9 protein-coding genes are annotated in these 10,476 nt (G+C 68.5%); 4 read left to right on the top strand and 5 right to left on the bottom strand.

What is annotated here, in order from left to right; all coding sequences use genetic code 11:
- Nucleotides 1–106 precede the first annotated feature (106 nt).
- Nucleotides 107–1,660, top strand: a complete 1,554-nt coding sequence (locus EEB19_RS18200) for a GMC oxidoreductase (protein WP_187588755.1) — start codon at nt 107–109, stop codon at nt 1,658–1,660.
- Here EEB19_RS18200 and EEB19_RS18195 read toward each other — a convergent pair.
- Nucleotides 1,653–2,288, bottom strand: coding sequence for a TetR/AcrR family transcriptional regulator (locus EEB19_RS18195; RefSeq protein WP_187588754.1), 636 nt, complete (start codon nt 2,286–2,288; stop codon nt 1,653–1,655). The two genes, EEB19_RS18200 and EEB19_RS18195, sit on opposite strands and share 8 nt — an antisense overlap.
- A gap of 96 nt (nt 2,289–2,384) precedes the next feature.
- Here EEB19_RS18195 and EEB19_RS18190 point away from each other — a divergent pair, with 96 nt between their 5' ends.
- Nucleotides 2,385–3,368 carry an LLM class F420-dependent oxidoreductase gene (locus EEB19_RS18190; protein WP_187588753.1) on the top strand — a complete coding sequence of 328 codons (984 nt, stop codon included), beginning with the start codon at nt 2,385–2,387 and terminating at the stop codon, nt 3,366–3,368.
- A gap of 55 nt (nt 3,369–3,423) precedes the next feature.
- Here EEB19_RS18190 and EEB19_RS18185 read toward each other — a convergent pair whose 3' ends face one another.
- A complete protein-coding gene (locus EEB19_RS18185; protein WP_187588752.1) occupies nt 3,424–4,578 on the bottom strand; it encodes a pyridoxal phosphate-dependent aminotransferase in 1,155 nt (384 codons plus the stop codon).
- Nucleotides 4,579–4,662: 84 nt separating this feature from the next.
- Between EEB19_RS18185 and EEB19_RS18180 the strand changes: the two genes are divergently transcribed.
- Nucleotides 4,663–5,766 carry a hypothetical protein gene (locus tag EEB19_RS18180; RefSeq protein WP_187588751.1) on the top strand — a complete coding sequence of 368 codons (1,104 nt, stop codon included), beginning with the start codon at nt 4,663–4,665 and terminating at the stop codon, nt 5,764–5,766.
- Between the two features lie 35 nt (nt 5,767–5,801).
- On the opposite strand, the gene EEB19_RS27000 is transcribed toward EEB19_RS18180, so the two are convergent.
- The 3 genes from EEB19_RS27000 to EEB19_RS18170 form a co-directional block, all read right to left on the bottom strand.
- Nucleotides 5,802–5,930, bottom strand: a complete 129-nt coding sequence (locus EEB19_RS27000; protein ID WP_262365758.1) for a hypothetical protein — start codon at nt 5,928–5,930, stop codon at nt 5,802–5,804.
- Between the two features lie 110 nt (nt 5,931–6,040).
- Nucleotides 6,041–7,708 carry a DNA repair helicase XPB gene (locus EEB19_RS18175; protein WP_369074059.1) on the bottom strand — a complete coding sequence of 556 codons (1,668 nt, stop codon included), beginning with the start codon at nt 7,706–7,708 and terminating at the stop codon, nt 6,041–6,043.
- 161 nt (nt 7,709–7,869) lie between these two features.
- Nucleotides 7,870–10,209 (bottom strand): helicase-associated domain-containing protein, encoded by a 2,340-nt coding sequence (locus tag EEB19_RS18170; RefSeq protein WP_187588749.1) that lies wholly within the window; start codon nt 10,207–10,209, stop codon nt 7,870–7,872.
- Nucleotides 10,210–10,236: 27 nt separating this feature from the next.
- Here EEB19_RS18170 and EEB19_RS18165 point away from each other — a divergent pair, with 27 nt between their 5' ends.
- A complete protein-coding gene (locus EEB19_RS18165; protein ID WP_187588748.1) occupies nt 10,237–10,476 on the top strand; it encodes a hypothetical protein in 240 nt (79 codons plus the stop codon).

Below are 10,476 nucleotides of genomic sequence, written 5' to 3'. Positions count from 1 at the left end.
CCGGGGGTCGGGTCGGGGGTCGATCGGACTCTCGTCGAACGCATCGCGTATCTAGCATCTGCTGAGGGGGACGCCTGTGATCAGGCGACGTTCATTTCTTGCCGGCATGGCCGCGGCCGGGGCTGCCGCCGCGGCCGGTTCGCTGACCGGAACCGCGCACGCCGCACCCGCGACAAGGATCAAGCTCACCCGCGAAGACCACCGGGTCGTGGTCATCGGCTCAGGCTTCGGCGGCGGTGTGACCGCGCTCCGACTCGCTCAGGCCGGGGTCCCGGTGGTGGTCCTCGAGCGTGGGCGACGATGGCGAACAGGGCCGAACGCCAAGACTTTTCCGAGTGCCACGGCTCCCGACAAGCGCATCCTGTGGTGCCGTTCGGCGCCACAACTGTTCGGACGGCCGGTCGCGTTCGATCCGTATGTCGGGCTCGTGGAGGCGGTCGTCGGGGAGAACATGACCGCGCTGTGCGCGGCCGGTGTCGGCGGCGGCTCCCTGGTGTATCAGGGCATGACGCTGCAGCCGGCGCAGGACGTGTTCAACCGCGAGCTGCCCGAGCAACTCGACTGGTCGCTGATGAATCGCGTGCACTACCCGCGGGTCGCCCGGATGCTCCAGATCGAGACCGCGCCCGACCGGCTGATCGACACCCCCAACTATCGTGCCGTGAGAACCTTTGCGCGCCATGTCCGTTCCGCGCATCGGCCGCTGTCGAAGATCCCCATGCCGATCGACTGGAACTATGCGATCGCCGAGCTGCAGGGCAAGATGGCGCCGTCCTACACCGACGGTTCGGGTGCGCTCGGTGTCAACAACGGGGGCAAGCACACCATCGACGTCACCTATCTGGCCGCCGCCGAACGCACCGGACTCGTCGACGTCCGTCCGCAGCACGAGGTGATCGACGTGGCACGCACCCGCGACGGGCGGTGGCGGGTGCACGTCAACCGCATCGACGCCACAGGGGCGACCGTGGAGCAGAAGATCCTCACGACTCGTGCCCTGGTGATGTCGGCGGGCAGCATGAACACCACCAAGCTGCTCGTGCGCGCCGCCGCGCGCGATCAGATCACCGACCTCCCGGATGGCCTCGGACACGGGTGGGGCACCAACGCCGACCGGATCTACGTCTGGTCCGACCCGTCCGGTGGATTCGGTGCGGTACAGGGCGGGCCGGTTGTCTACGGCAGTCTGAACTGGTCGAATCCTGAACTCGCACATACCGTCATCCAGGCCTCGATCCCGGGGTTCGGACTCGACGCGCACTCCACCATGATGGTCGGCTTCGGTGTCAGCGACACGCGCGGTCATTTCGTGTACGACTCGGCGACCGGGCAGGCCCGATTGCGGTGGCCGCATGAGGGGGACGCCCACATCCAGACCCGGGCGATCCACCCGACCGCGCAGGCCATCGTCGGCGGTCAGGGAGTGCTCAGCGACACGAATGCCGTCTTCCCGTCGACCTGGCACGGACTCGGCGGCGCGAACATGGGCACGGTGTGCGACCTCGACGGGCGGGTGCGCGAACAGCGTGGACTCTATGTCCTCGACGGAGCACTGATCCCCGGCAACACCGCGGCATGCAATCCCTCGATGACCATCGCCGCGGTCGCGGAGCGCGCGATGGACAATCTCGTTCGCAACGACGTGGGATCCATCATCTGACGGTGACCGGTGCCATCCACACGCCGACGAGCGCATCCACCAGGAAGTCGCAGATGTCGGCCCAGGAGTTCGTCGTCTCACCCGTGGCCACCGCGCGTTCGTGATCGGCGAGCGTCAAGAGGATCATGTTGCGCGCCATGCTGTCCCGCGCTTCGAGGACCGGAGCGGGCAGCGGTGGCAACGAGCCGTAGAGGCCGGTGAGCACCGACATCAGCCCGTCGGACTCGGTGGCGTGGTCGTAGAGCATCGGCCAGAACTTGGGGTCGGTGGTGATCTGGGCACAGAACCGGGCGAAGTGACTCGGGCTGCCGAGTGACTCCAGGTAATCCGTCTGCGGACGGACGAGGCAATCGATCCAGTCGCGGACCTCGGGGCCGGACCCGAGGTTCTCGACCATGGTGTGGCGCCGGGGTTCGATCGCGGCGTTGTGGAACGCGAAGATCGCGCCGACCAGTTCGGGTCGACCGCCGAAGTGGTATCCGACGGCGTAGTTGTTGCCTTGTCCGGCGGCCTCGCTGATCTGGCGGTTCGAGACGGTCGCGACACCCTGCTCGGCGAACAGACGTTCCGCGGTGGAGGCGATGCGGCGGCGGGTCGCCGCCACCTGCTCACTGCGCACCCTGGCCATTCTCGTTCTCTCCCCACCTGCCGCCGACGTGCGTGACGGACTCGGTGCCAGTCTAATGCGGGCCCGGAGGACGATGGTGGCGCTACGGTTGAGCCCATGCGCTTCGGAATGTTCATCCCGCAGGGCTGGCGTCTGGATCTCGCCGGCATCGCCCCCGCCGACCAGTGGTCGGTGATGTCCTCGCTGGCCTTGAAGGCCGAGGACACCGGTTGGGATTCGATCTGGGTGTACGACCATTTCCACACCGTGCCCATGCCCACCGACGAGGCCACCCACGAGGCATGGAGCCTCGTGTCCGCGTTCGCCGCGACCACGTCGAGGGTGGACATCGGGCAGATGTGCACCGCGATGAGCTACCGCAACCCGATGTACCTCGCGAAGGTGGCCGCCACCGCCGACCTCATCTCGGGTGGCCGCGTGCAGATGGGCATCGGTGCCGGTTGGTACGAGCAGGAATGGCGCGCCTACGGCTACGGGTTCCCGTCCGCGGGGGAGCGGCTCGCCCGTCTCGACGAGGGCGTACAGATCATGAAGCAGGCGTGGGAGACCGGGCGTGCCACCTTCGACGGAACCCACTACCGGGTCGACGACGCGATCTGCGCGCCACAGCCGGTCGCCGGTCGGATCCCGTTCTGGATCGCCGGCGGGGGTGAGCGCAAGACCTTGCGGATCGCCGCGCAGTACGCCGACTACACCAACTTCGACGGGACGCCGGAGGGATTCGCCCACAAGTCGTCGGTCCTGCGACAGCACTGCACCGACCTCGGACGGGATTTCGACTCGATCGTCCGGTCCGCCAACTACAACGTGGTGCTGGCGGAGTCGGACGCGGAGGTCGCGCGTCGACTCGAGGCCCTCGAACAACGACTCGCGCGCTACGTCGACCCGGCCGCCGCCGAAGCGAGCATGGGCGCGTTCCGTGGGATGCCGGCCGTGGGCACACCCGATCAGGTGATCGAGAACCTCACCGCGCTGCGCGACAACGGTCTGGCGTACGGCATCTTCTACTTCCCGGACATCGCCTTCGACGCGGGAAGTCTCGACCTCTTCGTCGACAAGGTGATGCCCGCCCTGCGCTGACCGATCTCGTCGACGACGGTGCGGCCGGTGAACCGATGGCCGATGTCGGCGGACCTCACAAACCCCGGAGCCGTCGTGCGGCCTCGGCGATGACCTCGTCACGCTTGCTGAACGCGAAACGCACCAGGTGACGCCACGGCTCGACGTCGTCGACGAAGGCGCTCACCGGGACCGCCGCGACACCGATCCGTTCGGGCAGCATGCGACAGAAGGCGGCGCCGTCGTCGTGGCCGAGCGGTCGCGGGTCGGCACAGACGAAATAGCTTGCCTCGCTGCGGTGGACGACGAAGCCCGCATCGGACAGCGCGGCCGACAGCAGGTCGCGCTTCGCGCCGAGATCCGCCGACGAGGCACGGACCCATTCCATCTCGTCGTCGAGGGCGCCGGCCACGGCCGGTTGGAAGGGGCCGGAACCGACATAGGACATGAACTGTTTTGCGGATCTGGCCGCGGCGACGAGATCGGCCGGACCGCTGACCCAGCCCACCTTCCACCCAGTGCAGTTGAACGTCTTCGCCGCGCTGGAGATGCGCAGGGTCCGCTCACGCATGCCGGGGAAGGTCGCGAGCGGACGGTGCACCCGACCGTCGAACAGCAGGTGTTCGTAGACCTCGTCGGTCACCGCGATCACGTCGTGTTCCACACAGAGCCGCGCGATCTCGGCGAGGTCGTCGTCGGAGAGCACCGTTCCGGTCGGGTTGTGCGGTGAGTTCACCAGGATGACCGACGTCGCGGGGCCGAAGGCATCGGCGAGGCGGGCGCGGTCGAGCCGAAAGCCGTCGTCGTCGGCGACGAGGGGAACCGTGCGGCGCACGCCACCGGCCATGGCGACGGTGGCCGCGTACGAGTCGTAGTACGGCTCGATCATCACGACCTCGCGGCCGGGCTCCACCAGCCCGACGATCGACCCGGCGATCGCCTCCGTCGCGCCGACGGTGATCAGCACCTCGGTGTCGGGGTCGTAGTCGAGCCCGTAGTGGCGCTGCTGGTGACGCGCGACCGCGTGCCGCAGCGCCGGGATGCCGATCCCGGGTGGGTACTGGTTGTGGCCTTCGGCGATCGCCCGCTGCGCGGCCTCCAGCATCGACGCCGGTCCATCGGTGTCGGGAAAACCCTGGCCGAGATTGACGGCGTCGTGCTCGAGGGCGAGGGCGGACATCTCGGCGAAGATGGTCGTGCCGAATGGGCGGAGGCGGCAAACGGTGTGCACGATTCCAGGCTGACACACCACATGTCATTCGGGCGGACGCATGATGCCCGCATCGCACCTTTCGGGGCGGTACGATCTGCGCCTATGAGTACGCCGCCGGTACCACCGAATCCGGATTCCCCACAGAACCCGGAAGGCCGGGACCCCGCAACTCCGCACTCGCCCGGTGAGCAGGCACCCGGCCGACAGGATTCCGGTCCGGGGCAGGGTGGTGGACAGCAGCCGTATCCCGGCGCCGGCCAGTACCCGGGTGCATCATCGGATCCGGGTGGGCAGCAGCCCCACCCCGGACCGCAGACACCGCCCGGTGGTCAGCAGTATCCCGGTCAGCAGCCATATCCGGGGGCAGGGCAACCCGGAGCTCAGCAGTACCCAGGAGCCGGCCAATACCCGGGAGCCCAGCAGTATCCCGGGGCCCAGCAGTACCCGGGAGCCCAGCAGTACCCGGGAGCGCAGCAGTATCCGGGTGCCGGCCAGTACCCAGGGGCGCAGGAGTATCCCGGCGCCGGCCAGTACCCGGGCGCCCAGCAGTACCCCGGTGCGCAGCAGTATCCCGGTGCGCAGCAGTATCCGGGTGCGCAGCAATATCCGGGAGCACAGCCGTATCCGGGCGGTCAGTATCCGCCGCCCCCGCCGGCAAAGCGGTCGAACAAGAAGCTCTGGTGGGTGGTCGGCGGCATCGTCGTCGTGCTGATCGTGCTCGTCGGTGTCGGAGTGTTCCTGACCCGTGATTCGGTGACCGATTCCGACGACGTCGCCGTCGGCGACTGCGTGACCGTCAGCGGAACGCAGAGCGACGACAACATCAGCGCGAAGAAGGCGGACTGTACGTCGCAGAGCACGTTCACGTTCTTCGTCGCGCAGAAGGCGAGCGGCGCCACCTGTCCGAGTGACGACTACTCGCGGCTCTACTGGATGCGTGGCGGTGAGGAGACCGGCGAGCAGCTCTGCCTGGTGCCCAATCTCGTTCAGGGGGAGTGCTATCAGATCCCGACGGGTGGACTCCCCACCGCCAGCCTCTCGGACTACAAGAAGGTGTCGTGCGGCGCGACGAAGGCCGCCGGCACGGAGGTCCTGCGGGTGGAACAGCGTACGCCGACCCCGCCGTCGTGCAGCAGCGGTCAGCTCGAGGTGTTCTTCCAACTCCCCAAGCCGATCGGCTACTGCCTCTCCGACCCGTCGGCCTGACCCGCGGTGATCGTCGGGCCGAGCGGTGGAGACGATCAGCTGGTCTGGGCCCAGACCCACTCCCACTTCTTGGTGACCGGGTCGAACCTGCGCCGACGACGGTAGGTGGGGCTTCCCGGAGACGTGATGGGAGCGGCGACGCCGGCGGTCCTGATCGAGCTCATGGCGATGTCTCTTTCTCTCGAATTGTCATGTGTTCCCCGACAACTCGACATTGCTCGCCGATTCTTGTGACGACCTCGCCGCCGGCTGCCAACTTCCTGCGTGCGGTCGGTCAGCTGGGGGACTCCTCGCCGATCGCAGGGCCGAGTAGGTCGTCGGCATCGGTGATGCGGTAGGCGTAGCCCTGCTCGGCGAGGAAGCGCTGCCGGTGTGCGGCGTAGTCGGCGTCGAGGGTGTCGCGGGAGACCACCGAGTAGAAGTGGGCCTGACCGCCGTCCTTCTTCGGCCGGAGTAGGCGGCCGAGTCGCTGCGCCTCCTCCTGCCGGGAGCCGAACGTGCCCGACACCTGCACGGCCACCGACGCCTCGGGCAGATCGATGGAGAAGTTGGCGACCTTGGAGACCACCAGCGTCTGCAGTTCGCCGGAGCGGAAGCGGTCGAAGAGGGCTTCGCGTTCCTTGTTCTTCGTCGAGCCCTGGATGACCGGGGCGTCGAGCGCTGCGCCGAGTTCCTCGAGCTGATCGATGTAGGCGCCGATCACGAGGGTCGGAGAGTCCTTGTGCCGAGCCAGGATCGACTTCACGACGTTGACCTTCGTGTGCGCGGTCGAGCAGAGTTTGTACTTCTCCTCGGCCTCGGCCACCGCGTACTGCAACCGCTCCTCGTCGGTCAGCGTGACGCGCACCTCGATGCAGTCGGCCGGTGCGATCCAGCCCTGTGCCTCGATGTCCTTCCACGGTGCGTCATAGCGTTTCGGGCCGATGAGGCTGAAGACGTCGCCTTCGCGGCCGTCCTCACGCACCAGCGTGGCGGTCAGTCCGAGTCGGCGCCGGGACTGGAGATCGGCGGTCATCCGGAACACCGGCGCGGGCAGCAGATGGACCTCGTCGTAGATGATCAGACCCCAGTCGCGGGAGTCGAAGAGATCGAGATTCCTGTACTCGCCCTTGGATTTCCGCGTCATGACCTGGTAGGTCGCGATGGTGACCGGGCGGATCTCCTTGCGCTCGCCGGAGTACTCGCCGATCTCCTCCTCGGTCAGGGTCGTGCGCGCGATGAGCTCGCGCTTCCACTGCCGTCCCGCCACGGTGTTGGTGACCAGGATGAGGGTCGTCGCACCCGCCTTGGCCATCGCCGCGGCGCCGACCATCGTCTTGCCTGCACCACACGGCAGTACCACGACACCGGACCCGCCCGCCCAGAACGAGTCGGCGGCCAGCTCCTGGTAGTCGCGCAGATGCCAGTCGTCCTGGTCGAGGGCGATCGGGTGGGCTTCACCGTCGACGTACCCGGCGAGGTCCTCGGCCGGCCATCCGACCTTGAGCAGAACCTGCTTGAGGCGGCCGCGCTCCGACGGATGCACGACGACGGTGTCGTCGTCGAGACGCGCGCCCAACATGGGCGCGACCTTCTTGTTCCGCAGGATCTCCTCGAGGACCGCGCGGTCGAAGCTGACCAGGGTCAGCCCGTGGGCCGGATTCTTGACGAGCTGCAGCCGGCCGAACCGCCCCATGGTGTCGACGACATCCATCAGCAACGGCTGGGGCACCGCGTAGCGGGAGTAGGTGACGAGCGCGTCGACGACTTGCTCGGCATCATGACCCGCCGCGCGGGCGTTCCACAGCGCCAGCGGCGTCACCCGGTAGGTGTGCACATGTTCCGGCGCGCGTTCGAGCTCGGCGAACGGAGCGATCGCCGCGCGTGCCGCCGGGGCGTCGGGATGATCCACCTCGAGCAGCAGCGTCTTGTCGGATTGCACGATCAAAGGTCCATCGGTCACCCGATCCATTGTCCAGATACGTGCAACTCCTGTCAGCCCGGAGTGCGAACCACCCGGACACGAGCATCACCGCTCCGCAGCAGATGTCCGGATTATCCAGGCATGTGCTGCGGAGCGGTGACGGTCATGTCGGTGATCAGGCGTATTCACCGACCACTGCATCAGCCCTCGAGCAACTCCACACTGGTGATCCGGTGCAGAGAGAACCGCTGTTCCTCATCGGTTCCGGCATCGACGGCGACGAGCTGGCCCGCGCCGAGCGTCCGCGGAGTCACGACGTGGCGGCTCGCGGACCCGTGCGCGTCCACGTAGTCGACGCGCAGGCGACGATTCACACGTAATGCCAACTGGATCAGGGCGGTTGCGGACTCGCCGCCGCCCGCGGCGCGCACCGGGGCCGTCGACGTCGCCGACGACGCGGGTCGTGCCGACGCCGCACGATCATGCGACCGCATGCGGCTCACCACCGAGACCAGTTGGTCGGGGGAGGGCACCGAGCGGCGCGCCTGCGGCTGCCGTCGCTGCCGGGCGACGGTGACCCGGCTCCCGCGTTCCCGCAGATCGACCAACGTCCCGGACGAATCCTCGCCCGCCGGCGCGAAGCCCGCCGCGCGGAGCTGCTCGAGGACGTCGCGGACATCGGCCTGGGAGACCGCGACGGTCGGGGCCAGGGCCCGCAGGGCCAGATGCTCGGCCGCCGGGCTGCGCAGGACTGCCGCCAGCGTCGTCGGATCCTCACAACGGATGAACGCCGCGGCCACCCCGACCCGCAGTTGCCCGTGTTTACGGGCGACGTCCTCGATGAGGTAGGTCAACGACTGCGGCACCGGCGTCCGCGAGTGAGCGGTGAACATCGTCAGGAGCTCACTGCTGCTGCGTCCGGCGTCCAGCGCGCGCCGGACACTCTCCTCGGAGACGCGATAGACCGATGCGGCACCGCCGGACTCGAGATCGGCGACCAGTTCGACCTGCTCGGCCAGTTCGGGGGTCATCGGGCCGGGGACGGTGAGTGTCAGGTCCGCCTGGGTGAGGAAGTGATCGATCGGTTCGGGAAGTGCCGAGCGCATCGCCGACAACACCGTCGACTCGTGTCCCTCGTCGTCGGTGCCGGTGATCGCTGCGCGACCCACCCGGGTCAGTGCCCCGTGCGCGACGATGCCGAGTTCGCGTGCCTCCCGCACGGTCTCGTCGACGACGCGTCGTGAGTAACGGCGGATGTGTCGCGGATGGTGCCAATGCAGCGACGCGACGAGGGCGTCGGTGTCCACCGGGATCGCCGGCCCGGCGTCGTTGAGCATCTCGAGGATGACCTGTCGCTGGATCGGTGCGTACGCGTCGTGGAGCTCACCCGACAATGCGGCGTAGGCGTTGCCGTCGCGGTCGGGTTCGCCGACCTGCCAGGCCCGGCGCGGCATCTCGAGCCACGCCTCGACGAGCGCGATCCACTGTCGCTCGGGTGCCTGATGCAGCCAGGTGTCGGCTCCCGGCGTCGGGGCGAACGCCAGTTCGCCGGTGTCCGACGGTGGTGGGGGATCGGGGAATCCGGCGTCGATGAGGCGCAGGAATGCGAGGAGTTCGGTGATGAATGCCACCCGCCGCTGATCGAGGCCGGTCACCTTCGCCAGCCGACGCAGCTCCCGCACCCCGAGCGCGCCGCTGCGCAGTACCGATGCCGGGGTCGCGCCGAGTGTGCGCAGCACGGTGGTCGCGTGCCGGATGAGTTCGAGGGCCTCACCGCCGGCCGCGTCGTCGATCGCGGCGGCCGAGAAGCGACGCCGGGCCGAACTGTCGTGCAGCGCGGGTGCCCGGAGGTCATCGGCCCGCAGCGGTGGTTCGCCGCGCAACAGCTGCCCGATCATCGGCGGCAGTTCGACGGTCTGGTCGTCGACGCGGGCCAGGAGTCCGGCGGCGATCAGCCGCGGCACGGGTTGCTCCGGGTCGGCGTCGACCGCGGCGTCCCGGCTGCGGCCCAGTGCCGGTCCGCGCGACAGGGTCTCGATCAGCCCGCGTTCCCGCTCGCCGAGACCGTCGATGTCGGTGCGGATGTCGTCGGCATCGCGTTCGGCCAGCGGACCGGTGAGATGGTGGGCACGCCAGGGCAGCGCGGCGGGAGCGTGTGCGCCCGTCTCCAGCGAGTCGTCCGGCCCCCAGATCAGAGCGCGGTCGTGTAGCAGGCGGATTCGGTCGACGATGTCGCGCTCATCGGCGCGGCCGGACAGCGCCTTGACGATGGCGGTGACGCTCGTGGGAGCCGGAATCCGGCCGGAACCGGCCGTACCGAGCTCGATCGTCTGCTCGAGGACGGCCACCGACAGCAGATCGAGGCTCTCGCCGGCCAACGCCGACGACGCGGCCGACAGTGCGCGCGACGCCAGCACACCGGTACCGGCGGGGGGCGGCGAGGCGAGGTCCGGGCGGGCGGTGAGCAGCCCGACGAGTTCGTCGTCGCCGCGCAGTGCCAGATCGTCGGCCAGGCTCAGGCCCTGGTCATCTGCACTCATTCGGTCGATTCTACTGAGCCGGAGCGCGTGGGCGGTTTCCGTGGGACGTCGGCCGAGGCCACATGGCACAATGAGCGCGTGGCTGAGAAGAAGAAGTACGTCGACAACGGCTGGCCGAAGGACGGGAACGGCGACGCCGCCGAGCACGCCGTCTCCGAGTTCGCGACCCACATCTCCGGCGCGCTGTCGCCGTTCGGTGAGGTCGAGTTCCCGCTCCCGGTCGACGACCTGCCCTTCCTCCAGTCGAAGACCGTCGTCAACCGCTGA

The sequence above is a fragment of the Gordonia sp. OPL2 genome (genome assembly GCF_003797825.1).
Taxonomy (GTDB): Bacteria; Actinomycetota; Actinomycetes; order Mycobacteriales; family Mycobacteriaceae; genus Gordonia.
This window is presented reverse-complemented; position numbering and strand designations above follow the sequence as displayed.

What these genes read in the sequence shown, in the direction of transcription:
- EEB19_RS18200 (WP_187588755.1), top strand. Translation starts at nt 107, where the DNA reads ATGGCCGCGGCCGGGGCTGCCGCCGCGGCCGGTTCGCTGACCGGAACC.
- EEB19_RS18195 (WP_187588754.1), bottom strand. Translation starts at nt 2,288, where the DNA reads ATGGCCAGGGTGCGCAGTGAGCAGGTGGCGGCGACCCGCCGCCGCATC.
- EEB19_RS18190 (WP_187588753.1), top strand. Translation starts at nt 2,385, where the DNA reads ATGCGCTTCGGAATGTTCATCCCGCAGGGCTGGCGTCTGGATCTCGCC.
- EEB19_RS18180 (WP_187588751.1), top strand. Translation starts at nt 4,663, where the DNA reads ATGAGTACGCCGCCGGTACCACCGAATCCGGATTCCCCACAGAACCCG.
- EEB19_RS27000 (WP_262365758.1), bottom strand. Translation starts at nt 5,930, where the DNA reads ATGAGCTCGATCAGGACCGCCGGCGTCGCCGCTCCCATCACGTCTCCG.
- EEB19_RS18170 (WP_187588749.1), bottom strand. Translation starts at nt 10,209, where the DNA reads ATGAGTGCAGATGACCAGGGCCTGAGCCTGGCCGACGATCTGGCACTG.